This is a genomic window from Pseudomonas salmasensis (assembly GCF_014268375.2).
GTDB lineage: Bacteria > Pseudomonadota > Gammaproteobacteria > Pseudomonadales > Pseudomonadaceae > Aquipseudomonas > Aquipseudomonas salmasensis.
The window spans coordinates 1,129,234-1,154,491 of the sequence record NZ_CP077083.1; the positions used below are offsets into that span (position 1 = coordinate 1,129,234).

A 25,258-nucleotide genomic window follows, 5' to 3' on the forward strand; every position below is an offset into this window, starting at 1 on the left:
AGGAACTTTGAACCCGGATTAGTCTGAATAATTCTGCGCTAAGCCGTTGCAGGATGTAACGCCTGGGGATTGGGATGGTAAAACACATGCTCGCGCACCGGCCCTACGGCGACTTCGCCGATTTCCTCATAGCCCTGGCGCTTGTAGAAATCCAGATAGCGGGAGTTGCCAGTGTCGAGCACCACGCCGGATGAATGCGGGTCGTCGGCACACCAATTGTGTACCGCTTCCAGCAACTGCTCACCATGGTGCTTGCCCTGGAACTGCGGGTGAATGCCCAGCAGCGGCAGCACATGCACAGATGCGTTGGGCAGGCATGCCATGACGGCATGATGGTATTCCAGATAGCGCCGCGTACCGCGCACGCCAGTGCTCAGCCACATACGGATTTGCCAGGCCCAACTTTCGGTGATGCCCAGGCGCCGCTGGGGCGGTGCGATCAAGGCGATGCCGATCAGCCGGTCATTGACGAACAGGCCGATGGCCGGGAGTTTCTGGAAGAAATGCTGCTTGACCAGTTCGCGCACGGTGGCACGTACTCGCTGTTCATAGCCCGGCCGCTCGGCTTCGAAGATGTAGGCGAAGGTCGGCTCATGGCGATACGCCTGGTACAGCAAGGATCGCGCTTCACGGGAGTAACCGCTATTGAGCAGACGGATTTCGGCAGTCGAAGTTTCAGGCATACAGTCAATCTCCCTGGGCGCCACTGAAAAAGATGGCGTTCTTATGGGTACGAACCTACACAGCACCAGTCGTTCCCACATTAGCAGCGCATTCACCCTACCGCCACGCTGGCACCCGTCCGACTTGTCGGCTAGCATCGCCCTTTTGCCAGACTGGACTGCCGACCATGAAAATCGTCTCCTTCAATATCAACGGGCTGCGTGCTCGCCCTCATCAGTTGGCGGCGCTGATTGAAAAGCATCAACCGGACGTGATCGGCCTGCAGGAAACCAAGGTCCACGACGATCAGTTCCCATTGGCCGAAGTGCAGGCCCTGGGTTACCACGTGTACTACCACGGGCAGAAAGGCCACTACGGCGTGGCCCTGCTCTCGCGCAAAGAAGCGTTGAGCGTGCACAAAGGCTTTGCCAGCGATGAAGAAGACGCCCAGCGCCGGTTTATCTGGGGCACCTTCGCCGATGAAAACGGCCAGCCGGTGACCATCATGAACGGCTACTTCCCCCAGGGCGAAAGCCGCGACCACCCAACCAAGTTCCCGGCCAAGCAGCGCTTCTATGCAGACTTGCAGCACCTGCTGGAAACCCAGTTCAGCAACGACCAGGCACTGGTGGTGATGGGCGACGTGAACATTTCCCCGCAAGACTGCGACATCGGCATCGGCGCCGACAACGCCAAGCGCTGGCTGAAAACCGGCAAGTGCAGCTTCCTGCCGGAAGAACGCGAGTGGATGGAGCGCCTGAAGAACTGGGGCCTGGTGGACAGCTTCCGCCACCTCAACCCGGACGTGACCGACCGCTTCAGCTGGTTCGATTACCGCAGCCGTGGGTTTGAGGACGAGCCCAAGCGTGGGCTGCGCATTGACGTGATAATGGCCTCCACTGGTTTGGTGCCACGGGTCAAGGATGCCGGGGTGGATTACGATTTGCGCGGGTTGGAGAAACCTTCGGACCATGCGCCGATCTGGCTGGAACTGAGCTGACCCTACGGCCCAATGTGGGAGCTGGCTTGCCTGCGATTGCCTTACGCATCAACACAACCTTACAGGCTGTAGCAACCAACGGTAACCACGATGCGAAGCGAGCCGCTCTTGATCTTGATCTGCTTTTGATCTTAGGCGCCCCGTTAAACCACGCTGGCCGAACGCAGGCTTGAATTCGTGGGTAACCCGGCAGGACGCCGGGTTAGCCGCCCCGCGCCATGGATGGCGCGTGGCGGCGGCCCACGGATTCAAGCCTGTGTTCGGGCACACCGAGCCTAAGCGAGGTGCCGAGTGGTGGGGCAAGAGCGTTTTGCTTACTTTTGCGCTTTTCAAAAGTGAGCCGCCGTCAGGGCGGAACCCTAAGTGGCCGTTACCGCAGCAATGGATATGTACACCATCCAACTGTGTTGACTGCCAAGCCGCCTTCGCGAGCAAGCCCGCTCCCACAGTTGGATGGTGGGGTGTCAGGTGGATAGATGCCGGCTGGGAGGCCGTCATCGCAGGCAAGCCAGCTCCCATAGCTTGAATCGTGTTGTGTCAGTCATATGGCTGCAATCCAACTGACTTAATCTTGCGGCACTCCCTTTGGCCTAAGAAGGTGCCGGCATGATGCTGCGCGTTCTATTCCTGTGTTTTGCAATCGCCCTCCCCGCCGTGGCGACCCCGTTGCCCATTCCCGACCAAGGCCCGGCCCTGCGCATCCAGGGTTCCAACACCATCGGCGCGGCACTCGGCCCGGCGCTGGTCAAGGGTTTGATGGAGCATCAGGGCTTGCAGGACGTACACGCTGAAGCGGGTGCGGGGGCCAATGAACAACGCGTGGTCGGCAAGACACGCCGAGGCCAGACAGTCACCATCGAGGTGGCGGCCCACGGTTCCAGCACCGGCTTCGCGGCACTGAAAAACAACCGCGCCGACCTCGCCGCAGCGTCCCGCTCGATCAAAGACAGCGAGCTGATGGACCTCGCCCCCTTAGGTGACTTGAAAAGCCCAGGCGCTGAGCATGTGATCGCCATCGATGGCCTGGCAATCATCGTCAACCCGCGTAACCCACTCAGCACCCTGAACACCGAACAATTGGCGCAGATCTTCAACGGCGAAGTCAGCACCTGGGAGGCACTCGGCGGTACGGGCGGGACCATTCATTTATATGCCCGGGATGATCAATCCGGCACCTTCGACACCTTCCGGGAACTGGTGCTGAGCCGCCGGGGCCAACCACTCGCGCCGTCGGCCAAGCGCTTTGAATCCAGCGAACAACTGTCCGATGCGGTGAGCCAGGACCCGCAAGGCATCGGCTTTATCGGCCTGCCCTCTGTGCGCCAGGCCAAGGCGGTGGCGATTATCGATGGCGACTCGCAACCCATGTTGCCGCTGACCAGCCTGATCGCCACCGAAGATTACCCGCTGTCACGCCGGCTGTTCTTCTACTTGCCGCCCTCTTCCCGCAACCCGTGGGCCAAGGCGTTGGTGGAGTTTACCCAAAGCAGCAAGGGCCAGGCGATGGTGGCGGCCAATGGCTTTATCGCCCAGCAGGTACAAGCAATTAGCGTGACGCCGCGCCCGTCGATGCCCGACGACTACCAAGCCATCGCCCGTGACGCTCAGCGCCTGACAGTGAATTTTCGCTTCGATGAGGGCAGCGCCAGCCTCGACAACAAGGCACGCCAGGATGTGCAGCGGGTGGTGGCTTATATAAATAGCCACGGCAAGCTGGATAAAAAAGTGACGCTGGTGGGGTTTGGCGATACCAAGAATGATCCGCAACGTGCGGCCTTGTTGTCGAAGTTGCGGGCGATGGCAGTGCGCCGGGAGCTGGTCAAGAGCGGTGTGGTGCTCAAGGATATTCGTGGGTTTGGCGCGCAGATGCCGGTGGCGGCCAATACGGCGGATGAGGGGCGGATCAAGAATCGGCGGGTGGAGGTTTGGGTGTACTGAGGCTTGAGTGTTGTGTTGTTGATACTGGCCTCTTCGCGAGCAAGCCCGCTCACACACTGGACCGCATTCTCATGTTGGAAATCGGTCAAGTGTGGGAGCGGGCTTGCTCGCGAATACAGGCGACGCGGTGTTACTGCCCGCCGCGCATCAATTCCCGCGGCACATATTTGCCAATCTCAAACTTGCCAATCGCCGCGCGGTGCACTTCGTCCGGGCCGTCGGCCAGGCGCAGGGTGCGTTGCATGGCGTACATATAGGCCAGCGGAAAATCGTTGGAGACCCCGGCGCCGCCGTGCATCTGGATCGCGCGGTCGATGACCTTCAAGGCCACATTCGGCGCCACTACCTTGATCTGGGCGATTTCGCTTTTCGCCACTTTGTTGCCCACGGTGTCCATCATGTACGCCGCCTTCAAGGTCAGCAGGCGAGCCATGTCAATTTCCATGCGTGAGTCGGCGATCTTGTCGATATTGCCGCCCAACCGCGCCAAAGGCTTGCCGAACGCGGTACGACTGACCGAGCGTTTGCACATCAACTCCAATGCCCGTTCAGCCATGCCGATCGAGCGCATGCAGTGGTGGATACGGCCTGGGCCAAGGCGGCCCTGGGCGATCTCGAAGCCACGACCCTCGCCCAGCAATACGTTTTCATACGGCACACGCACATTATCGAACAGCACTTCGGCATGGCCGTGGGGCGCATCGTCGTAGCCGAATACCGGCAGCGGCCGCAGGATTTTCACGCCAGGGGTATCGACCGGCACCAAAATCATCGAGTGCTGCTGGTGACGCGGCGCATCGGGGTTGCTCAGGCCCATGAAGATCAGGATCTTGCAGCGCGGGTCGCAGGCGCCGGAGGTCCACCACTTCTTACCGTTGATCACCCACTCGTCGCCCTGGCGTTCGGCGCGGGCGGCCATGTTGGTGGCGTCCGAGGACGCCACATCCGGTTCGGTCATGGCAAAGGCCGAGCGAATCTCGCCGCGCAGCAGGGGTTCGAGCCAGCGCTGTTTCTGCTCTTCGTTGGCGTAACGCACCAGTACTTCCATATTGCCGGTGTCTGGGGCTGAGCAGTTGAATGGCTCCGGGCCGAGCAACGAGCGGCCCATGATTTCCGCCAAGGGTGCGTATTCAAGGTTGCTCAGGCCGGCGCCCAACTCGGATTCCGGCAGGAACAGGTTCCACAAGCCCTCGGCCTTCGCCTTGGCCTTGAGTTCTTCCATGATTGCCGTGGGCTGCCAGCGATCACCTTCGCTGACTTGGCGTTCAAACACCGGTTCGGCCGGGTAGACATAAGCGTCCATGAACGCAGTGACGCGTTCACGCAGTTCCTGAACCTTGGGCGAATAGGCGAAATCCATGAGCAGCTCCCTTCTCTGAGAGGTTGTTTAGGTCATGCATTCGATGCTAGAACAGCGCTGATAATTTACCTAGCCTATTCTCGGCGTGTATTAACATTCATCACCGATATATGATCGGCGCATGGGCACCTCACAATAAGAGCGCAACGAAATGAATCTGAGCAAGGTCGATCTCAACCTCTTCATCGTCTTTGATGCGATTTACACCGAAGCCAACCTGACCCGCGCCGGGCAGATCGTCGGTATCACCCAGCCGGCGGTGTCCAACGCCCTGGCACGGTTGCGCGAGACCTTCAACGACCCGCTGTTCGTGCGCACCGCCCAAGGCATGGTGCCTACGCCCATGGCACAGAACATCATCGGCCCGGTGCGCAATGCGTTGTCGTTGCTGCGCGTGTCGGTGCAGGAAAGCCGCATCTTCAACCCGCAGCAGGCGGCCAAGACCTACCGCATCAGCATGACCGACCTGACCGAGGCGGTGATCCTGCCGCTGCTGTTCCAGCGCCTGCGCCGCCTGGCGCCGACGGTGGTGATCGAGAGTTTCCTGTCCAAGCGCCGCGAAACCACCAAGGAACTGGCCGCCGGGCGCCTGGATTTTGCCGTGGATGCGCCGCTCAACACCGACCCGCAGGTGCGTCACGTCAAGCTGATGGAAGACCGCTACGTGTGTGCCATGCGCAAGGGCCACCCGATGGCGGGCAAGGACAAATTCACGCTGGATGATTACTTGTCGCTGACCCATATCCATATCTCCAGCCGCCGCAACGGTTTGGGTTACGTGGACCTGGCTCTGGGCAAAATGGGCATCCAGCGCAAGATCGCCCTGCGTTCCCAGCATTACCTGATGGCCTCCCAGGTGCTGCAACAGACCGACATGGTGATGACCGTGCCCGAGCGTTTCGCTCGCCGTCATGAACTGCACTGGTTCCATCTGCCGGTCAACAACGTGCCGCCGGTGGAAACCCATTTGTACTGGCACGAAAGCACCGACCAGGACCCGGCGAACCGCTGGATGCGTGAACAGATGATCGAGTTGTGCCAGCAGGTGACGGCCCAGGAAAAGAAGTTGGATAAACAACAGGCTTGAAGTTGAAGGGCTAGCCCTGTGAGCGCATAGGTATCTACACAACTTCGGTATGACGCCGAACCTGTGGCGAGGGCGCTTGCTCCCGTGACGGCCTGACGGCCGGCGCCTATCTCCCTGGCGCCCCAGGATCCAAATGTGGGAGCTGGCTTGCTCGCGAAGGCGGCCTGACAGTCCACATAGTTGGATTGGGTACATATCCGTTCCTGCGGTAACGGCTACTTAGGGTTCCGCCCTGACGGCGGGTCACTTTGGAAAAGAGCCCCAAAGTAACCAAAGGGCTCTTGCCCCACCACTCGGCACCTCGCTTTGGCTCGGTGTGCCCGTAATCCGCCAGTGATTTGGGGGGCCGCCGCCACGCGCCATCCATGGCGCGGGGCGGCTAAACCGGCATCCCTGCCGGTTTACCCCCCAAATCCCTGTCGAATTCCGGCCAGCGTGGTTTGACGGGGCGCTTGAGATCAAAAGCAGATCAAGATCAAGAGCGGCTCGCTTCGCATCGTGGTTACCGTGTGCTGCTACAGCCCAAAAGTTGTGTAGATACCTATGTCTGTGGGAGAAGGCTTGCTCCCGATGGCTGCGCAGCGGCCCTTGACGTTTACGTCAACCTGCAATTAGCTTAGCGCCAAGACTTTCTTGAGCACTGCCATGAGCACCACCTACAGCATCTCCGACCTCGCCCGCGAGCTCGACATCACCACCCGCGCCATTCGTTTCTATGAAGAACAAGGCCTGCTGGCCCCGGAGCGTCGGGGCCAGGAGCGCATTTACTCGGCGCGCGACAAGGTCAGCCTCAAGCTGATCCTGCGTGGCAAGCGCATCGGCTTCTCCCTGGCCGAATGCCGCGAGCTGATCGAACTCTACGACCCCACCGGCGGCAACCAGATCCAACTCAACAGCATGCTGGCCAAGATCGCCGAACGCCGTGAGCAGTTGGAACAGCAACTGCTGGATATCGAACAGATGAAGCTGGAACTGGACACCGCTGAAGAGCGTTGCACCCAGGCCCTGGCGCAGACCATCAGCCAAGCCGGCCATTGAACAGAAGGTAACTGCCATGTCCCTCCCCTCCCACGTACGCCTGGTTGAAGTCGGCCCGCGCGACGGTTTGCAGAACGAAGCCCAGCCCATCAGCGTGGCGGATAAAGTCCAATTGGTAGACGCGCTGAGCGCCGCCGGTTTGAGCTATATCGAAGTCGGCAGTTTTGTCTCACCCAAGTGGGTGCCACAAATGGCCGGCTCCGCCGAAGTGTTTGCGCAGATCCAGCGCAAGCCCGGCGTGACCTATGGCGCACTGGCACCGAACCTGCGCGGCTTCGAGGATGCGCTGGCGGCCGGGGTCAAGGAAGTCGCGGTGTTTGCGGCGGCGTCCGAGGCGTTCTCCCAGCGCAATATCAATTGCTCCATCAGCGAAAGCCTGGAGCGCTTCGCGCCGATCATGGCCTCGGCCAAGCAGCACGGCGTGAGCGTGCGCGGTTATGTGTCCTGTGTGCTGGGTTGCCCCTATGAAGGCGAGATCGCACCGGAGCAAGTGGCGGCGGTCGCCCGCGAGTTGTATGCCATGGGCTGCTATGAAGTGTCCCTGGGCGACACCATCGGCACCGGCACCGCGGGCGCTACCCGACGCCTGTTCGAAGTGGTCGGCGCGCACGTACCACGAGACAAGCTGGCCGGGCATTTCCACGACACCTACGGCCAGGCCATCGCCAACATCTATGCCAGCTTGCTGGAGGGCATCACGGTGTTCGACAGCTCTATCGCAGGCCTGGGCGGCTGCCCTTACGCCAAGGGCGCCAGCGGTAACGTCGCCACCGAGGACGTGCTGTACCTGCTCAACGGCCTGGGTATCGACACGGGTATCGACCTGGAACGCTTGATTGGCGCCGGCCAACAGATCAGCCAAGTGCTGGGACGGCCAACCGGGTCCCGTGTGGCGAAGGTGCGTAACGCCGGTGAGTAGCGCAGCTGTGACAATGTGTTACCGCACCCCGGCATAACGGGTAACGCGGGAACAAAATCGTCCGCACCGTTTGAAAGAAAAGGCTGACCAAAAAACCAAGCCATTGATTTTAAAGGCTTTTAAAAAGTTGGCACGCCTTCTGCTATCTCTATGGCATAACAAGAATAAAAAGCGCCAAACCTAATAAAAATAAGACGAAACGACTCTGACATAACAAAAACAACACGGCAGAGACGCAGCTAACAGATTTTTTTGGAGAAGATGTGCTTCCCAGGGTACGGCATGCCGCAACCCGCAACCGGCTAGAGAAAAATAAAACTACCTCAGGTAGCTACCCACTGGTTGGATCGTTTACGAAGAAGCAGGTCAGCGTTCAAAAAAATACGTTTGCTCTTGACCCCGGATGGGGGTCGCCAAAAAAGCGGTACGGGCCACGGCTACCAAAAACAACAACAGGCCGCCCCTCAATAATAAGAAAAGAGCAGGCAACGACAAATTAAAGGGGACCTTCGGGTCCCCTTTGTGCTGCTCGCACTTTTTGGCTTAAGTGGATGCCACCTTCTTCGCTGAGAAATTATTAAGCACTGTGACCGTCAGGGCCTGCATCGCCGCTGTCTCCTTGGCTTGTCGCTGCGCCCCCAGCTGTCTCATTTGCTGATGGTAAAAAGCATCGGTCATGGAACCGTCGATCAGAATTTGATCCCGGTTCTTACCCAGCAGGGTAGCAACGCTGTCAACCGCTTCGTCGTACTCGCGCTGCCACACCCGTTTTGCATCTTGATCTACAGGGCGATCCGGGCTTTTTTGCAGTTCAGCTACCTTTTCCAACGCCTCTCGCTTTCCAGTTATCAACTCAAAATCGGTGGCCGTCAGGGCGTTGAATTCCTGTGTGTATTGGGTGCAAAGCTGCTTCCTCCAAAACGCCATATCTACAAAAAAACGACTCTTTTCGCTTATGTTTTTTTCGTCCTCAAGCACTTTCAGATAAGCAGCATCAAGAGCCTCTGGGCTCACACCCGCGGTTTGGCGATAGAGCATTTCGAAGGTTTTGATCGGCAAATTCAGCCGCTGTGCCAAGCCGGTGCGATACGCAAGAACGACTTCGGTCTCCTCCGCAAAGTCGGGCCCTCGCGCCTCGACATCACGCAGAGCGATGATATCCACCAACCTCAGGCGAAAAAGCCGCTCGCCCGTGCTGATAAAGGTCGCTTCTACCTCATGCTCCCCCACCCTCTCAAGCGATTGTTCCACTAACAAATCAGTTTCCAGCTTCATGAACTCAAGTACGCTTCCGTCACCACAGGTAGCGCGGCCATCGGCGGACTTAAACAATACGTCACGGGTCTTTTGATTCTCATAGACCGCTTTAATCATGTCCCAGACGCGCTCGGCCAACTGCGGTCGAGTAGCCCCGGATACGTACTCTGCGCAACGTGTCGTGTCCGCCACCACGGCGAAAAACGCCGCTGCCTGAGGACTGGAGCTGAGCTGGTCCCACATATCGCCGCGACGGGTTTGCATGTCTGCGGGAGAATCGTGCAGCCATAACCTGCGCCCCTCCAAGAGGGTGACGTGGTCATCGGTCAAGCGTTCTTGCGATAAAGGATTATCATGCACACTGATTCGATCTGGATGATCGAGGGCGTACCGAGGCAATTCAGTCATCGCGTTTGTATGCAGATCGATCCAGGCCAAGTTATTCAGATGTTCGGCGCCTCTGGGGAACGTTGTCGTTCCGGTATTCGCCAGATTCAGCCGGTTCAAATCATGCATGTTGCTCAGGTCGGCCGCCCATCCCAAATGGCGGTTGTGGGAGAGATTGAGCGTGGTCAAACTCCGCATGCCCTGGAGGCGTGCCTGGCTTTGCCTCGTCAGCCGTATGTCATTGCCGCTCAAATTGAGCGTGGTCAGACCCGCGCCACCCTTGGCGAACTCCGGCAAACGCGTGAAGTGGCTGTAGCTGATATCCAACCAGCGCAAACCGCCAAACCCATTCAAAAAGGGCAAGGATGCATCCGAAAGATACATTCTCGATAAATCAAGACAGTCCACATGATCCATGTTCGCCGTAATCGGAGGCAACTCACCGACTTGCTCATCGGCCAAGCGCAGGATGTATTCCATCCCCTCCTGCTCGGAAGCCTGGGCTTGTTGCGATGACCTACGCTGCCATGCGTCTTTGAGTGTGTTGGCGACCCGCCCTCGGGCCCTGCGTTGTTGCCACTCTCCTGCGTCGAGCCAAGCGTCCAGGTCGGTCTTGAGTTGCGTAAACTCGCGATTGAGTGCTTCCATTTTTGCCAGGAACTCAATATCGCCGACGCCTTGCAGCCCCAACATTTGCTCCACCTGCTCGATGGACTTTGACGGATAAAGATCTATCGCTGCCCTTTCACACGCATAAGGCCGACGCCCCTCGCCAACTACCGGACTCAACGGGTAACCCATGCGCCCATCGGCAAGACGCATTGGCGGTTTGTAGCGTGGTTTGACAGGCTGCATCCCTAACAGCCGGCGCAATTCATCGCGTGGCATCAGCGACATTTGCTCCAGCGCCTGTTTCAGGCTCGCGCCACGATCATGAGCGGTCAATTTCATCGCCCTCCAATCCTCGGGCGACACCGCTGACTGGACAGCCCCATAGATATCCGCCTGCGAACTCAATAGCGCAAACTTATCGTCTTGGACTTCATAAAGATTTTGGGCGCCAAACCTGATAAAGCGACGCTTGACGGCCGCATTCTCTGGCCCCAATGAATCCAGCAGACGCTCCCCTACGGGCAGCCGCTCGACGATATCGATGCGCAGGTCGCCGGGCCAACCAGGCAGCTTACTCAGGCTGTGCAGCACCATGCGTTGTGTATCGTCATTACCCAGGGTCTTGCGGTACAGCCCTTCATAAGCCCGCGCCAAACGCACTTGCTGTTGATAATGGCGAGCCTCTTCCGCCAGGCGCAACGGCACACGATTGTGTTCGGTGAGACTCTTCATTTCTGCGGAGTTGGCAGCGTTCAACAGTTCTTCAATAACGGCCTGGGGAAGCGAGGGAAACACACGCTTGATCAACCTTGCGGCCTCGCTGCCTGCGCTCTGGGCAGCGGCATAGCGCTGAGCGAAAAGCTCAGACAGGTGCGCCGCCCTCTGTGAGGCGCTGACAGTGTTGGGTTCCTGCGCCACTGCACTGTCCATTTCCAATCGCTTCAAGGTATCGGCCAGGAGGGCAGGCAGTGGTGACTGATCTGCATGCATTTTGCGCAGAGCGTCCATGGTGGTTTCAGACATTTGCACAATACGTTCAAGCTTGAGTGGTTCATTTGCAAAACGCTCTGCTGTCGGGCCAAGCCGCTGCATCAACTGCGAATCGGTCAATGTCAGCGGGTTTTCATGCTCATGGGCCCAAGCCCCAGCGCGCGTACGGCTTACCTTGGGGGTGTAAGCTGCCGCGTTGTCCGGGTGCAGGATTTTATAGTCATTGCTGGTCCCCACCCTCTCCACCCGGTAATACGTAGCGTTTTCCCGCAGGTACAAGCCGCCTTCATGTTCGTATAAGCCATGCTCATTGGCCGAGAGCCCATCGGGCAGTGTGACCTGTCGCTGGTAGGGTTTGAGGTCAGGAGAATACAGACGGATATTGCCGTCAGGGCAACGCACGTGAGCCAGGCTCTCGACAAATGCTGTATTGACAAGCGGTAAAAACTTGGCGCCCACATATATTGTTGCCGCATTGAAGAGGATGGTTGAAACGTGGACCCACGCGGCTTTTTTATCCCCCTCTTCCCACGCCTCTATACCTGAGCCGACCTCATACAACATTTGCACCGCGCCAACCAGCAACATGACGGGCGCCAGTTCTGGAAAGACAAGGACTGCCACGTTCAAGACATTCAAAGCCGTACTGCCTAACTTAACCAGCCACGCGTTACGCGCACGTACCTCTGCCGCATCGGTGGAAACGGCGATCGCCTGGGCGTTATTGAGCATGAGATCGACGTTTTGCCGAGCATAGTCTTGCCACAACAACGAAAGACGCAGCCCGTAGCCAATGGTGAATGTTTTTATGTCTTTTTTGTCGGCATCAAACTTTTCAAGTTCAGAAAATTGTTCAGTAGGGTCAAGGTGCCGCTTGAGTTTGGTAAAAAATTGTGACTGGCTCGCGTGCGGAACGAACTGACTGAAAAAGAGCCGGTAATCCGCCTGGCATAATCGCTCCACCACATCGACTTTAAAGTCATTTAAGCCTTTGTACTCCTTTAGCATGCAAACAGGATCTCCCGGAATGAATACTAAACAGGGCTCGCGCTTGTACACAAATACACCGTGCACGGGGTAAATATTCAAATGACCGATAACAATAATTTTTGCCAACGGCTGACCCAGCACGTTCAAACATGAACAACTGACTGTTTTGCCCCGCCACGTCAGCGCCTGCTGATGCCACACCAACTGTTGTATCAGTTGGTAGGCATCTTGCTGGATGTCCCCGCGCTCAACCGCCACTTCGGCGGCGAACGCCAACTGCTGCAGGGTCGCGCCAATCATGAGGTGACGAACGGCTCTTGCCGAGGTGCCCATCGCTAAGTTTGGCGTATCGACAGGGCTGACAAACGACTCAACATGCCTCAAGTATTGCGCGCCTAAATCCAACGTTCTGCACAGACGTGCAAACAAGGAGGGTTTTATCGACGTTTTACGAGCGAGGACCTCGGCCTGATTAAATGTAAGAGACCGCTCGTGAAAATCATACCGTGTGATAACACTGGCATCCTCGTCAGCCACTTCAAGCGTCTCTTCGGTCGCGAAGTTATTTAACGCGGCCTCGATTAAACTGACGCCCTCATAGCGGCAATATCCAGTGGCCTCCAGACCAAAGACTTTTGAGCGATCGGCAGGCACAAATACCTTCCGCGCAAAAAACAGCCGCCTGACATCGTGATCCTCACCAAACTCCTTTTTCATTGCCGCCACGAGAAGAGGCTCGCAGAATGCTACAGCACCATGCATTTTACTGAACTTCGCATCCAGCTTGTTCAGTGCTCTAAAACTACGCGTATAGGCCGTCGTCACGACCAGCTTTCTCTGCGGCGATAAATTTGTATACCACTGCGGCACGACTAACTGTGTTTCAGAGAACGCCTTTTTGTGCTTGAGAGTAGCGCCGCCATACCACGATGGCACCCGATCCAGAATGACATTCGCGTGCACACTCTGCGCCGCCCCCGATTGACTGCTATCGCGTTGATCAAGATCGCTCATTTACCGAATTCCATTTGACAGAACAAACAATCAATATCCGATCATTGCCCCATCAAACAGGGGTATCCACATACCCCACACTGCGATGACACCCTCCCTCAGCCGCGAGTAGACGCCAACTCCTCTATGCTGATCTCCCGCATGCGAAATTTCTGGATCTTGCCCGTTACCGTCATCGGAAACTCATCCACGAATTTGAAATGCCTGGGCGTCTTGAAATGGGCGATACGGTCCTTGCACCAGCTCAATAGCTCCAGCTCGTTGGCCACATGGCCGGGATGAAATTTGATCCAGGCGACGATTTCTTCACCGTAACGCTCGTCCGGGACACCAATGATCTGCACGTCCGCCACCGCCGGATGGGTAAAGAAAAATTCTTCCAGCTCACGCGGGTACACATTCTCGCCCCCGCGAATGATCATGTCTTTGTTACGCCCGGCAATGCACACGTAACCCTGATCATCCATGGTCGCCAGATCGCCAGTGTGCATCCAGCCGGCGTCGTCGATGGCTTCACGGGTGCCTTCAGGGTTGTTCCAGTAACCGAGCATCACACTGTAACCCCGGGTGCACAGCTCACCGATCACGCCGCGCGCCACGGTGTTACCGGCCTCGTCGACAATTTTGGTTTCCAATTGCGGTTGGGTGCGGCCCACGGTGGTGACCCGCCGTTCTATATCGTCATCCGCCCCAGTCTGCAGCGACACCGGGCTGGTTTCGGTCATGCCGTAGGCGATCTGCACTTCCCCCATGTGCAGCTCATGGATGACCCGGCGCATCACTTCGATCGGGCAGGTCGCCCCAGCCATGATGCCGGTGCGCAGGCTGGACAGGTCGAACTCGGCCCGGCGCGGGTGATCGAGCAGCGCGATGAACATGGTCGGCACGCCATATAAGCCGGTGGCTTTTTCTTCGGCCACGGCGCTCAGCGTCAGCAACGGGTCGAAGCCGTCATTGGGGTAGATCATGGTAGTGCCATGGGTGATACAACCGAGGTTGCCCATGACCATGCCGAAGCAGTGATACAGCGGCACCGGGATCACCAGGCGGTCCCCTGCGCTCAGGCCCAGGCTTTCACCGACCATGTAACCGTTATTGAGGATGTTGTGGTGACTGAGGGTGGCGCCCTTAGGGAAGCCGGTGGTGCCGGAGGTGTACTGGATATTCACAGGTTGATCGAAATGCAGGCTGGCCTGGCGGCTGTGCAGTTGCTCGGGCGACACGCCTGCGCCAAGGGCCGCCAACTGCGACCAGGGCATGAATCCCGGCGGCGGGCTGGGGTCGAGGCTGATGAGGCCGCGCAGCTCGGGCTTCAGCACCTGGAGCATGGCGTGGTAATCGGAGGTCTTGAACGAACCGGCGCATACCAGCCATTGGCAACCGGACTGCTTGAGCACGTAATCCAACTCGCTGCTGCGATAGGCCGGGTTGATATTGACCAGGATCACCCCGAGCTTGGCGCTCGCCACCTGGCAGATCAACCACTCGGCACAGTTAGGCGCCCAGATACCCAGGCGGTCACCGGTTTGCATGCCCAGGGCGAGGAACGCGCGGGCGTGTAGCTCAACCGTCTCGGCCAGCTGTCGCCAGGTGTAGCGCCGCTGCTGGTGGCGCACCACCAAGGCTTCGCCCTGTGGAAACTGCGCGACGGTGTGATCGAATGCCTGGCCAATGGTCATGGCCAGCAAGGTCTTATCCTGGGAGCCACGGCTGTAGCTCGGGTGCGGTTGATCCATAACGACCCCTGTTATCTTTTTTGTAGGTTGACGTATACGTAAACTACGATTGACAGCGCCGTAACGCAAGCTTACGTTAACGTAAAGGTGAGCGCCCTCCTCCCGCGCCCCGCCCACACAACAACAAAGCTCACATTAAGGTGCCTGTCCATGAGTTACCCGTCCCTGAACTTCGCCCTCGGCGAGACCATCGACATGCTGCGCGACCAGGTGCAGTCCTTCGTGGCCAAGGAGATCGCACCGCGCGCGGCCCAGATCGACATCGACAACCTGTTCCCCGCTGACCTGTGGCGCAAGTTCGGCGACATGGGCCTGCTGGGCATCACCGTGCCCGAGGAGTACGGCGGTGCCGGCCTGGGTTACCTGGCCCATGTGGTGAGCATGGAAGAAATCAGCCGTGGCTCAGCTTCGGTGGCGTTGTCGTACGGGGCGCACTCCAACCTGTGCGTCAACCAGATCAACCGCAACGGCAACCACGCACAAAAACTCAAGTACCTGCCCAAGCTGATCAGCGGCGAGCACATCGGCGCCCTGGCCATGAGCGAGCCGAATGCCGGCTCCGACGTGGTCTCGATGAAACTGCGCGCCGACAAGCGCGGCGACCATTACGTACTCAATGGCAGCAAGACCTGGATCACCAACGGCCCGGACGCCAATACCTACGTGATCTACGCCAAGACCGACCTGGATAAAGGCCCCCACGGCATCACCGCCTTCATCGTCGAGCGCGACTGGAAAGGCTTCAGCCGCAGCAATAAATTCGACAAGCTGGGCATGCGCGGCTCCAACACCTGCGAGCTGTTTTTTGACGATGTCGAGGTACCCGAAGAAAACATCCTCGGCGTGCTCAATGGCGGCGTGAAAGTGTTGATGAGCGGCCTGGACTACGAACGCGTAGTGCTCTCCGGTGGCCCTACCGGGATCATGCAGGCATGCATGGACTTGATCGTGCCCTACATCCACGACCGCAAGCAGTTCGGCCAGAGCATCGGCGAGTTCCAGCTGATCCAGGGCAAAGTCGCCGATATGTACACCCAGCTCAACGCCAGCCGCGCCTACCTCTACGCGGTGGCCCAGGCGTGCGAGCGTGGCGAGACCACGCGCAAGGACGCTGCGGGCGTGATCCTTTACAGCGCCGAGCGCGCCACGCAAATGGCCCTGGATGCGATCCAGATTCTGGGCGGCAATGGCTATATCAACGAATTCCCCGCCGGGCGCCTGCTGCGTGACGCCAAGCTCTACGAAATTGGTGCGGGCACCAGCGAGATTCGGCGGATGTTGATCGGTCGCGAACTGTTCAACGAAACCCGCTGAAGGAGCACGCCCATGGCCACCTTGCACACCCAGCTCAACCCGCGCTCGGCGGAATTCGCCGCTAACCGCGCGGCGATGCTTGAACAGGTCAACGCCCTGCACAGCCTGCTCGCCCACGTCCACCAAGGTGGCGGCGCCAAGGCCCAGGAGCGCCACACCTCTCGCGGCAAGCTGTTGCCCCGCGAGCGCATCAACCGTCTGCTCGACCCCGGCTCGCCGTTTCTGGAGCTGAGCCAACTGGCCGCCCATCAGGTGTACGGCGAAGACGTCCCGGCGGCCGGGGTGATTGCCGGCATCGGCCGGGTGGAAGGCGTCGAATGCATGATCGTGGCCAACGATGCCACGGTCAAAGGCGGCTCCTATTACCCGCTGACGGTGAAAAAACACCTGCGTGCCCAGACCATCGCCGAGCAGAACCGCCTGCCGTGTATCTACCTGGTGGACTCCGGCGGCGCCAACCTGCCACGCCAGGACGAGGTGTTCCCCGACCGCGAGCACTTCGGGCGGATCTTCTTCAACCAGGCCAATATGAGCGCCCAGGGCATTCCACAAATTGCCGTGGTGATGGGCTCGTGCACCGCAGGCGGCGCTTACGTGCCGGCCATGGCCGACGAAGCGATCATGGTGCGCCAGCAAGCCACCATCTTCCTCGCCGGCCCGCCGCTGGTAAAGGCCGCCACCGGTGAGGTGGTGAGCGCCGAAGACCTGGGCGGTGCCGATGTGCATTGCAAAATCTCGGGCGTGGCCGACCACTATGCCGACAGCGATGAACACGCCCTGGCCCTGGCGCGGCGCAGCGTGGCCAACCTTAATTGGCGCAAGCAAGGTGAGCTGCTGCAACGCCCACCGGTGGCGCCGTTGTACAGCAGCGACGAGCTGTACGGCGTGATCCCGGCGGATGCCAAGCAACCCTTTGATGTGCGCGAAGTCATCGCACGCCTGGTGGACGGCTCGGTGTTCGATGAGTTCAAGGCCTTGTTCGGCACGACCCTGGTGTGCGGCTTTGCGCATTTGCATGGCTACCCTATTGCGATCCTGGCCAACAACGGCATCCTGTTCGCCGAAGCCGCGCAAAAAGGCGCGCACTTTATCGAATTGGCCTGCCAACGCGGGATTCCCCTGCTGTTCTTGCAAAACATCACCGGTTTCATGGTCGGCCAGAAGTACGAAGCCGGCGGCATTGCCAAGCATGGCGCCAAGCTGGTGACCGCCGTGGCGTGCGCCAAGGTGCCGAAATTCACCGTGATCATCGGTGGCAGCTTTGGTGCGGGTAACTATGGGATGTGTGGCCGCGCCTACGACCCGCGCTTTTTGTGGATGTGGCCCAACGCACGCATTGGCGTGATGGGGGCCGAACAGGCCGCCGGGGTGTTGGCGCAGGTCAAGCGCGAACAGGCTGAGCGCGCCGGCAACGGTTTCAGTGCCGAGGAGGAAGCCGCGATCAAGCAGCCGATCCTCGACCAGTATGAAACCCAGGGCCACCCCTACTACTCCAGTGCACGCTTGTGGGATGACGGCGTGATCGACCCGCTGCAGACCCGCGACGTGCTGGCCCTGGCCTTGTCTGCCGCACTGAACGCCCCCATCGAGCCGAGCCGCTTCGGCGTGTTCCGTATGTAACCTGTAGGAGCGAGCCTGCTCGCGAAGAACCTCAAGGCAACGCGGTCATCCAGAAGCCCCGCGTTATCGTTGACGACCTTCGCGAGCAAGCTCGCTCCTACAGGAAGCCTCTCATTATCATGGAGCTCCTTGCATGAGCGACTTCAACACCCTCGAACTGATCACCGACCGCCGTGGCTTTGCCACGCTGTGGCTCAGCCGTGAAGCCAAGAACAACGCCTTCAACGCCCAGATGATCCGCGAGCTGATCCTGGCCCTTGACCGCGTACAAGGCGACCCGTCCTTGCGCTTTCTGGTGCTGCGCGCGCGCGGCAAGCACTTCAGCGCCGGTGCCGACCTGGCCTGGATGCAGCAGTCGGCCGAGCTGGACTACCACACCAACCTGGACGACGCCCGCGAACTGGCGGAGTTGATGTACAACCTGTCCAAGCTGAAAATCCCCACGCTGGCGGTGGTGCAAGGCGCCGCCTACGGTGGCGCGCTGGGCCTGATCAGTTGCTGTGACATGGCCATCGGCGCCGATGATGCGCAGTTCTGCCTGTCGGAAGTGCGTATCGGCCTGGCACCGGCGGTGATCAGCCCGTTCGTGGTGCAGGCCATCGGCGAACGCGCTGCCCGTCGTTATGCGCTGACCGCCGAGCGGTTCGGCGGCCAGCGCGCACGGGAGATCGGCTTGCTGGCGGAAAGTTATCCCGCCGAGACTCTGGATCAGCAGGTCGCCCTGTGGGTCACCAACCTGCTGCAAAACAGCCCGGCGGCCATGCGTGCCAGTAAGGATTTATTGCGTGAAGTAGGCAACGGTGCCCTCACCCCCGCGCTGCGCCGCTATTGCGAAAACGCCATTGCGCGCATTCGGGTGAGCGCCGAGGGCCAGGAAGGCTTGCGCGCGTTTCTGCAAAAACGTGCGCCGAGTTGGCAAACCCAGGAGCCGCGCTCATGAGCACACTCACCACCGTTCTGGTGGCCAACCGTGGCGAGATCGCCTGCCGGGTCATGCGCACCGCCAAGGCCATGGGCTTGACCACCGTGGCCGTGCACAGCGCCATCGACCGTGATGCCCGCCATAGCCGTGAAGCGGATATCCGCGTCGACCTGGGCGGCAGCAAAGCCACCGACAGTTACCTGCAAATCGACAAGCTGATTGCCGCCGCCCACGCCAGCGGCGCCCAGGCGATTCACCCCGGCTACGGCTTCCTCTCGGAAAACGCCGGCTTCGCCCGGGCCATCGAGGCGGCAGGCTTGATCTTCCTTGGCCCGCCCGCCTCGTCCATCGACGCCATGGGCAGCAAATCCGCGGCCAAGGCCCTGATGGAAACGGCTGGTGTACCGCTGGTGCCGGGCTATCACGGCGAGGCCCAGGACCTGGAGACCTTCCGCGCCGCCTGTGAGCGTATCGGCTACCCGGTACTGCTCAAGGCCACGGCGGGCGGCGGTGGCAAAGGCATGAAGGTGGTCGAGGACGTCAGCCAATTGGCCGAAGCGCTGGCCTCCGCCCAGCGTGAGGCGTTGTCGTCCTTCGGCAACGGGCAAATGCTGGTGGAGAAATACCTGCTCAAGCCGCGACATGTGGAGATCCAGGTGTTTGCCGACCAGCATGGCCATTGCCTGTACCTCAATGAACGCGACTGCTCGATCCAGCGGCGCCATCAAAAGGTCGTGGAAGAAGCCCCGGCTCCCGGCCTGAGTGTTGATCAGCGCAAGGCCATGGGCGAAGCAGCCGTGCGCGCTGCCCAGGCCATCGGGTATGTCGGCGCAGGTACGGTGGAGTTTTTGCTGGATGCCCGTGGCGAGTTTTTCTTCATGGAGATGAACACGCGGCTGCAAGTCGAGCACCCGGTGACCGAAGCGATTACCGGCCTCGACCTGGTGGCCTGGCAGATTCGGGTGGCCCAGGGCGAGGCGCTGCCGATCACGCAAGAGCAGGTCGCGTTGAACGGTCATGCGATTGAAGTGCGGCTGTATGCCGAAGACCCGGCCAATGACTTTCTGCCGGCCACCGGGCACCTGGCGCTGTACCGCGAGTCCAGCCCGGGCCCTGGGCGTCGAGTAGATAGCGGCGTCGAGCAAGGCGACAGCGTGTCGCCCTTCTACGACCCAATGCTCGGCAAGTTGATTGCCTGGGGCGAAGACCGCGAACAGGCGCGCCTGCGCTTATTAAGCATGCTGGATGAGTTTGCGGTCGGCGGGCTCAAGACCAACCTGGGCTTTTTGCGGCGCATCATCGGGCACCCTGCGTTTGCGGCGGCCGAGTTGGACACCGGGTTTATCCCGCGCTATCAGGATGAGCTGTTGCCCACGCCAGGTGCCTTGAGCGATGAGTTCTGGCAGGCGGCGGGCGCGGCGTTTATGCAGAGCTTGCCGGTGGGTGACGGGCCGTGGGCAAGTCATCAGGGCTTTCGTGCGGGCCTGCCTGCCGAAGTGTCGCTGCACCTGAGCTGTAATGGTCAGGATCGGCTGGTGAAACTGGCGGGGCACACCACGCAGTTATGCGACGAACAGTTGCTGACTGAACACCAGGGCGTGCGCCGTGCCCATCTGGCGGTGCGCAATGAAGGCAGCCTGTACCTGCGTTGGGACGGCGAGATGCATGCTGTCAGCCTGTTCGACCCGATTGCGGCGGTCGAGGCTAATCAATCTCATCAGGGCGGCCTCACTGCCCCCATGAACGGCAGCATCGTGCGGGTGCTCGTAGAAGTGGGTCAAACCGTTGAGGCTGATACTCAACTGGTGGTGCTCGAAGCCATGAAGATGGAGCACAGCATCCGTGCGCCCCACGCCGGGGTGGTCAAGGCGCTGTTCTGTCAGGAGGGTGAAATGGTGGCCGAAGGCAGCGCATTGGTGGAGCTTGAAACGGCCGGCTAGAACTTCGCCGTGGCTTGCACCACCACACCCAGGAGGCGGCAGCCGTCGGTGAGCAGCACCTTGGGGTAAGTGGGATTGAGCGGCACCAGGTAGTGCTGGCCGCTTTCTTCCTGCAATTGGCGAAAGGTGGCCTGAGGGTTGCCCGCCCATTGGGCCACCACCAGCCTGCCGGGCTCGGGCGCGATGGCCGGGTCAACCAGGATCATCATGCCAGCCGCAATGCTCATGCCCGTGGGCGCAGTCATGGCGTCTCCCGTCACCGGCAGCCAGAACGCCTCGCCTCGCGCGTGGTAATCGGTCAATTCGTAGCGCTCGGTTCTGTAAGGTGCCCGCTCCTCACGCAACTCGCAGGCCTGCTTCCAGTCGCTGACCGGGTAGCGGAAATACGGGTTGTAGTGCAATTCCAGCTCAGGCGCTTGCGCGGCCCGTTCACGAATCTCCAGCGCCACCTCCAAATACCCCAACCCCAGTTCGGCCAGTACGCGGTTCATGTCCGCCAGGCTCGGCACACGGCGTTTATTGAGCCAATGGCCGATGCCGCCCTGGGACATGCCCAGGCGCTGCGCCAGTTCATCCTGCGTGACCTTGCGGTCTTTCATGTTGGCTTTGACCAACGCTATCCAGTTATCCATGGTGCATCACCATACGGCGCCTGTTTTTGCGGGCAATAAACAGTTTGTAGTAATCCATAAAACGACAGGAATACGATACGTACTATCATCAAGCCCAAGGATTTCGACACCCACCGGAGTACTGCCGCTTATGACCACCCGCCCACATCCATTGCCCGAAACACCCGAACTGACTGAAGTAAACGACATGTGCACCAGTGGCGCTGCACAGCGCGCATTGGACTATTACTTGAAAGAACACCGGTCGATGCCGGCCTCGGACGGGGCCCTGTTCGCAATCAAACCCGACGTCAGTCAGGAGGAAGCCCTGGTACACGCCTCGGACCTGTTGCGCAGTGCAGCGGCTAGCGCCTACGAATCGGCGTGCAGCCATCAGGGCAACCAGCGTGACCTGGCGTTTTCGGTGGTGTATTTGATCGATATGGCGAAGGCGATGGTGGAGCGATCGTTGCAAGCGCCAGGGGCGACGGCAAACGCATAGCAGACACGAAAGAAAAATATTTCTATCCCACGGATAAAAACATTTGACTTGCAAATGATAATGATTATTATTGGGCTCAGCTGATCGCGAGATCAGTCGATAGACCAAGAGACCTTAGGTCGGACTCTTGGAATATCTCCTCATCAGGCTAATCACGGTTTTTGACCCGGCTCTTTGGCCGGGTCTTTTTTTGCCAGTTTCCCTGGCGTGGCTTCAGGCTAATGAAGACTGTGTGTTGCTTGATGGCGCGCATGGTAGCAAAAGACTATCGCCCAAAGAAAGTCGTCCGAACGCTCTAGCCCGTATATCTGCGAATTAGCGCTTGAGAATCAATCTCATAGACTCTAAGCTGCCGCGGCGTCACGGATGACGCCCCCTCCCCCTGCAACAATTTTTGCATCCAGGTTTTACCGAACGCCTGTGTAAGATAGCCGCCACATCACTCATATTCAGGCAACCAGACTATGACCGTGGCCTTGACCTCCATCAAGATCTGCACCGACTTCGACAGCGGCAACATCCAGGTCCTGGATGCCAGCGACGCTTATCAGTTGTTGCTGGCAATCAAACCCGACACCCGCAGCGATCACTATCAATGGTTCCACTTCAAGGCCGAAGGCATGCATGTGGGGCACACCCACACCTTTCGCTTGAGCAACGCCGGGCGCTCGTCTTACAAAAATGCCTGGAGCGGCTACAACGCCGTGGCGTCCTACGACCATATCAACTGGTTCCGGGTACCGACGCGCTTTGATGGCGAGATCCTGCACATCACCCTCCAGACCCGGCAAAAGCACGTCTGGTTTGCCTACTTCGAGCCCTACAGCCGTGAACGCCATGACTGGCTGATCGAGCAAGCTTTGAAGTACGCCGGGGTCACCCTGCTGGCCACCGGCAAAAGCGCTGAAGGCCGCGATATCCAACTGCTGCGCCGTGGCAAAGGGATCGAAGGCCGGCGCAAGGTGTGGATCATCGCCCAGCAGCACCCCGGCGAACACATGGCCGAATGGTTTATGGAAGGCGTGATTGAGCGCCTGCAAAAGGACGGCGACGACGAACTGAAAAAACTGCTGGCCGTCGCCGATCTGTACCTGGTGCCGAACATGAACCCGGACGGCGCCTTCCATGGCCACCTGCGCACCAACGCCATGGGCCAGGACCTCAACCGCGCCTGGCAAAGCGCCAGCCAGGAACTCAGCCCCGAAGTGTTGTTCATCCAGCAACAGATGGAAAAATACGGCGTGGATATGTTCCTCGACATCCACGGCGATGAAGAAATCCCCTACGTGTTCACCGCCGGCTGCGAAGGCAACCCCGGCTACACGCCGCGCATCGAAGCCCTGGAAAAACACTTCCGCAGCCACCTGAGCCACCTGACCCGGGATTTCCAGACTACCCACGGCTACACCCGCGACCTGCCCGGCCAAGCCAACATGACCCTGGCCTGCAACGCGGTGGGCGAAAAGTACGACTGCCTGTCCCTGACCCTGGAAATGCCGTTCAAGGACAACGACGACGCGCCCAACCTGCGAACTGGCTGGTCAGGCGATCGTTCCAAACAGTTGGGCAAGGACGTGTTGAGCAGCGTCGCTGATATCGTCGGGCGTTTGCGCTAGCGCCTGAGGCGAGCGCTGGTGGCGAGCGAGCTTGCTCGCCACCAGAAGCGGTCAATCTTTACTGCCGGTCATGCTTTGCAAGACACCATCGCGGCGGATCAAACCGTGGAACAACGCGGCCGCCAGATGCACCAGCACAGTGAGAAACAGCAGATAGGCCAAATAACCGTGAGCCTTGCGCAACAACGCAAACAACGGCGCATTCGCCCCCACCAGTGCGGGCAGTTGCAGGTTACTGCTGAGCATCACCGGGTCACCGGCCGCCGAAATCATCGCCCAACCCAGCAGCGGCAACACCAGCATCAAGGCGTACAACAGCACATGGGAAGCCTTGGCTGCCAGCTTTTGCCACACCGGTAAATCCGCTGGCAACGGCGGCTGGCGCGTCGAAAAACGTACCACCAGGCGCACGATCACCAGCGCCAGAATCGCAATGCCCAGCGGCTTGTGCAGGTGGATCAGCCACTCATGGCGCTCCGACACCGACGCCGCCAAACCCGCGCCGATAAACAACATGGCGATGATCATCAGCGCCATCAGCCAGTGCAGCACGCGCGCCAGAGGCGCAAAAAACCGCGGTTGAGCATTCATGGCTTCGACTCCTGAGGGGCGCTGTGCAACGGGCTGACTTCACCGGCGCGGCGCAGGTACGAACTGGCATACGCGGCCGAACGTGCCGCCAGCAGTGGGTCGTTTGAGGCTTGGATACCGCTGGGCAGAATCAGCGGGTCAAAGTTGATATCGCGGCAATCGCCGTCCGCCTGTGGCTGGCTGCTTTGCAGCACAAGGGTGCCAGCGTTGAGCACCTTGTGCGTGCCGGTCCAAGTCTTGCTCGCGTCGTCCAGCGGATCGCCGGGGTTGGCCAGGGTCATGTTCAACTGCCAACGCAACGGCCCGGCAGCCAGGCGTCGCACCAAATCCTGCTCCAGGAAGTCACTGCCAGCAGGTGCGGTATCACCGGCTGCGTCCTGGCTCTGGGGCACCACCTCCCAACGCACGGCCTGGCGTGCGCCATCGGCAGCCACCAAGTAAAACGCGTTGATGCCGTTATAGGTTTCGGTCGCGTAACTGGCCGATGGCTTGGCGGTCTTGACCCAGGCCAGGAATGGCGCGGTCTCCGGGTGTGCGGCAAAAAACGCCGGCATGCTCGACGGGTTCGGCTTGCCGGTAGCCGGGTCTGGCGCGCCGGCCTTGAGCAACTGGTAGAACGCCTCGGGCGTGCCCACCGGGAACACCGGCATGCTGTTCATCCCCGTACGCCATTGCTGGCCGTTGGCCTGGCTGAATTGCACGGCAAAGCTGCGAATCGGCACACTGCTGTCCGGCGCGTAGGGGTTACCGCTGGGCAAGGCAAAGCGGCCGATGATCGGGGTCTTGGCCTCGCTGAACACCTGGGCACTGGAATACGCACGGGCCTCGCTACTGCTCTGGAAATACCCCGCCACGCATACGCCCTTGGCATGGTTGCGGCGAAAGCCCGGATGCACGCCGTTATTGGTTTCCAGGGCATTGACCAAGGTTTTTGGCCGCAGGCGTTGTGGGTCGAGCGTGCCATTGACGTAGGCAAATGCCCCGGCAACAACCGCAACCACGGCACCGATGCCGGCGAGTCGTGCGATCAGGCTCGCAGTGCTCAAAGGAGGACGAGGGGGTGATGAGTGATCTACCATGCAGGAACTCCAGGGCCAGAGGCCTCAGGCTGAAACATAAGGTCGGAGCATTAAGACGAACGCCGATGAGCT

18 protein-coding genes are annotated in these 25,258 nt (G+C 59.7%); 11 read left to right on the forward strand and 7 right to left on the reverse strand.

Translation table 11 applies throughout. The features are described 5' to 3' along the window. Positions 1-38: 38 nt before the first annotated feature. On the reverse strand, positions 39-683 hold the full coding sequence (locus tag HU731_RS04685; protein ID WP_186609478.1) for a GNAT family N-acetyltransferase: 645 nt from the start codon (positions 681-683) through the stop codon (positions 39-41). 167 nt (positions 684-850) lie between these two features. On the opposite strand from HU731_RS04685, the gene xthA reads away from it, so the two are divergent. Together xthA and HU731_RS04695 are read left to right on the forward strand one after the other, a co-directional pair. After that, positions 851-1,663, forward strand: a complete 813-nt coding sequence (xthA, locus tag HU731_RS04690; RefSeq protein WP_047711179.1) for an exodeoxyribonuclease III — start codon at positions 851-853, stop codon at positions 1,661-1,663. 606 nt (positions 1,664-2,269) lie between these two features. Next, the gene (locus HU731_RS04695) at positions 2,270-3,601 is read left to right on the forward strand and encodes a substrate-binding domain-containing protein (protein WP_186608674.1); all 1,332 of its coding nucleotides are present in this window, start codon (positions 2,270-2,272) and stop codon (positions 3,599-3,601) included. A 130-nt stretch (positions 3,602-3,731) separates the two neighbouring features. On the opposite strand, the gene HU731_RS04700 is transcribed toward HU731_RS04695, so the two are convergent. Further along, positions 3,732-4,961, reverse strand: a complete 1,230-nt coding sequence (locus HU731_RS04700) for an acyl-CoA dehydrogenase (RefSeq protein WP_032896588.1) — start codon at positions 4,959-4,961, stop codon at positions 3,732-3,734. A 151-nt stretch (positions 4,962-5,112) separates the two neighbouring features. On the opposite strand from HU731_RS04700, the gene HU731_RS04705 reads away from it, so the two are divergent. The 3 genes from HU731_RS04705 to HU731_RS04715 all read left to right on the forward strand — a co-directional run bounded on the left by HU731_RS04705 (position 5,113) and on the right by HU731_RS04715 (position 8,005). Beyond that, on the forward strand, positions 5,113-6,048 hold the full coding sequence (locus HU731_RS04705) for a LysR family transcriptional regulator (protein WP_032896586.1): 936 nt from the start codon (positions 5,113-5,115) through the stop codon (positions 6,046-6,048). Between the two features lie 645 nt (positions 6,049-6,693). Beyond that, on the forward strand, positions 6,694-7,086 hold the full coding sequence (locus HU731_RS04710; RefSeq protein WP_003192195.1) for a MerR family transcriptional regulator: 393 nt from the start codon (positions 6,694-6,696) through the stop codon (positions 7,084-7,086). Positions 7,087-7,102: 16 nt separating this feature from the next. Then, positions 7,103-8,005, forward strand: a complete 903-nt coding sequence (locus HU731_RS04715; protein WP_186608673.1) for a hydroxymethylglutaryl-CoA lyase — start codon at positions 7,103-7,105, stop codon at positions 8,003-8,005. Between the two features lie 543 nt (positions 8,006-8,548). Here the strand turns inward: HU731_RS04715 and HU731_RS04720 are convergent. Together HU731_RS04720 and HU731_RS04725 are read right to left on the reverse strand one after the other, a co-directional pair. Beyond that, on the reverse strand, positions 8,549-13,255 hold the full coding sequence (locus tag HU731_RS04720) for a dermonecrotic toxin domain-containing protein (RefSeq protein ID WP_225931603.1): 4,707 nt from the start codon (positions 13,253-13,255) through the stop codon (positions 8,549-8,551). 98 nt (positions 13,256-13,353) lie between these two features. Further along, positions 13,354-14,991, reverse strand: a complete 1,638-nt coding sequence (locus HU731_RS04725) for an AMP-binding protein (RefSeq protein ID WP_186608672.1) — start codon at positions 14,989-14,991, stop codon at positions 13,354-13,356. A gap of 150 nt (positions 14,992-15,141) precedes the next feature. Between HU731_RS04725 and HU731_RS04730 the strand changes: the two genes are divergently transcribed. From HU731_RS04730 to HU731_RS04745, 4 genes are all read left to right on the forward strand, one after another. Further along, the gene (locus HU731_RS04730; RefSeq protein ID WP_186608671.1) at positions 15,142-16,305 is read left to right on the forward strand and encodes an isovaleryl-CoA dehydrogenase; all 1,164 of its coding nucleotides are present in this window, start codon (positions 15,142-15,144) and stop codon (positions 16,303-16,305) included. Positions 16,306-16,317: 12 nt separating this feature from the next. Further along, the gene (locus HU731_RS04735; RefSeq protein WP_186608670.1) at positions 16,318-17,925 is read left to right on the forward strand and encodes a carboxyl transferase domain-containing protein; all 1,608 of its coding nucleotides are present in this window, start codon (positions 16,318-16,320) and stop codon (positions 17,923-17,925) included. 133 nt (positions 17,926-18,058) lie between these two features. Next, positions 18,059-18,865 (forward strand): gamma-carboxygeranoyl-CoA hydratase, encoded by an 807-nt coding sequence (locus HU731_RS04740; RefSeq protein WP_186608669.1) that lies wholly within the window; start codon positions 18,059-18,061, stop codon positions 18,863-18,865. Continuing rightward, positions 18,862-20,787 (forward strand): acetyl/propionyl/methylcrotonyl-CoA carboxylase subunit alpha, encoded by a 1,926-nt coding sequence (locus tag HU731_RS04745; RefSeq protein WP_186608668.1) that lies wholly within the window; start codon positions 18,862-18,864, stop codon positions 20,785-20,787. Before HU731_RS04740 ends, HU731_RS04745 begins: the two co-directional genes overlap by 4 nt. On the opposite strand, the gene HU731_RS04750 is transcribed toward HU731_RS04745, so the two are convergent. Further along, positions 20,784-21,419, reverse strand: a complete 636-nt coding sequence (locus HU731_RS04750; RefSeq protein WP_186608667.1) for a LexA family protein — start codon at positions 21,417-21,419, stop codon at positions 20,784-20,786. The two genes, HU731_RS04745 and HU731_RS04750, sit on opposite strands and share 4 nt — an antisense overlap. Positions 21,420-21,549: 130 nt before the next feature. Between HU731_RS04750 and HU731_RS04755 the strand changes: the two genes are divergently transcribed. Together HU731_RS04755 and HU731_RS04760 are read left to right on the forward strand one after the other, a co-directional pair. After that, positions 21,550-21,900 carry a DUF6124 family protein gene (locus tag HU731_RS04755; protein ID WP_186608666.1) on the forward strand — a complete coding sequence of 117 codons (351 nt, stop codon included), beginning with the start codon at positions 21,550-21,552 and terminating at the stop codon, positions 21,898-21,900. A gap of 464 nt (positions 21,901-22,364) precedes the next feature. Beyond that, positions 22,365-23,516, forward strand: a complete 1,152-nt coding sequence (locus tag HU731_RS04760; protein WP_186608665.1) for a M14 family metallopeptidase — start codon at positions 22,365-22,367, stop codon at positions 23,514-23,516. A gap of 51 nt (positions 23,517-23,567) precedes the next feature. Here HU731_RS04760 and HU731_RS04765 read toward each other — a convergent pair whose 3' ends face one another. Together HU731_RS04765 and HU731_RS04770 are read right to left on the reverse strand one after the other, a co-directional pair. Continuing rightward, positions 23,568-24,107: a cytochrome b gene (locus tag HU731_RS04765; protein WP_186608664.1), complete on the reverse strand. Its 540-nt coding sequence runs from the start codon at positions 24,105-24,107 to the stop codon at positions 23,568-23,570. After that, positions 24,104-25,186, reverse strand: a complete 1,083-nt coding sequence (locus HU731_RS04770; protein ID WP_186608663.1) for a catalase family peroxidase — start codon at positions 25,184-25,186, stop codon at positions 24,104-24,106. The genes HU731_RS04765 and HU731_RS04770 overlap by 4 nt, the downstream gene beginning before the upstream one ends. Positions 25,187-25,258 lie beyond the last annotated feature (72 nt).

Bases quoted from the DNA above. Each gene is read 5' to 3' on its own strand.
- HU731_RS04730 (WP_186608671.1), top strand. From the start codon at position 15,142: ATGAGTTACCCGTCCCTGAACTTCGCCCTCGGCGAGACCATCGACATG.
- HU731_RS04770 (WP_186608663.1), bottom strand. From the start codon at position 25,186: ATGGTAGATCACTCATCACCCCCTCGTCCTCCTTTGAGCACTGCGAGC.
- xthA (WP_047711179.1), top strand. From the start codon at position 851: ATGAAAATCGTCTCCTTCAATATCAACGGGCTGCGTGCTCGCCCTCAT.
- HU731_RS04740 (WP_186608669.1), top strand. From the start codon at position 18,059: ATGAGCGACTTCAACACCCTCGAACTGATCACCGACCGCCGTGGCTTT.
- HU731_RS04760 (WP_186608665.1), top strand. From the start codon at position 22,365: ATGACCGTGGCCTTGACCTCCATCAAGATCTGCACCGACTTCGACAGC.
- HU731_RS04750 (WP_186608667.1), bottom strand. From the start codon at position 21,419: ATGGATAACTGGATAGCGTTGGTCAAAGCCAACATGAAAGACCGCAAG.
- HU731_RS04765 (WP_186608664.1), bottom strand. From the start codon at position 24,107: ATGAATGCTCAACCGCGGTTTTTTGCGCCTCTGGCGCGCGTGCTGCAC.
- HU731_RS04745 (WP_186608668.1), top strand. From the start codon at position 18,862: ATGAGCACACTCACCACCGTTCTGGTGGCCAACCGTGGCGAGATCGCC.
- HU731_RS04710 (WP_003192195.1), top strand. From the start codon at position 6,694: ATGAGCACCACCTACAGCATCTCCGACCTCGCCCGCGAGCTCGACATC.
- HU731_RS04695 (WP_186608674.1), top strand. From the start codon at position 2,270: ATGATGCTGCGCGTTCTATTCCTGTGTTTTGCAATCGCCCTCCCCGCC.
- HU731_RS04725 (WP_186608672.1), bottom strand. From the start codon at position 14,991: ATGGATCAACCGCACCCGAGCTACAGCCGTGGCTCCCAGGATAAGACC.
- HU731_RS04735 (WP_186608670.1), top strand. From the start codon at position 16,318: ATGGCCACCTTGCACACCCAGCTCAACCCGCGCTCGGCGGAATTCGCC.
- HU731_RS04755 (WP_186608666.1), top strand. From the start codon at position 21,550: ATGACCACCCGCCCACATCCATTGCCCGAAACACCCGAACTGACTGAA.
- HU731_RS04715 (WP_186608673.1), top strand. From the start codon at position 7,103: ATGTCCCTCCCCTCCCACGTACGCCTGGTTGAAGTCGGCCCGCGCGAC.
- HU731_RS04685 (WP_186609478.1), bottom strand. From the start codon at position 683: ATGCCTGAAACTTCGACTGCCGAAATCCGTCTGCTCAATAGCGGTTAC.
- HU731_RS04705 (WP_032896586.1), top strand. From the start codon at position 5,113: ATGAATCTGAGCAAGGTCGATCTCAACCTCTTCATCGTCTTTGATGCG.
- HU731_RS04700 (WP_032896588.1), bottom strand. From the start codon at position 4,961: ATGGATTTCGCCTATTCGCCCAAGGTTCAGGAACTGCGTGAACGCGTC.
- HU731_RS04720 (WP_225931603.1), bottom strand. From the start codon at position 13,255: ATGAGCGATCTTGATCAACGCGATAGCAGTCAATCGGGGGCGGCGCAG.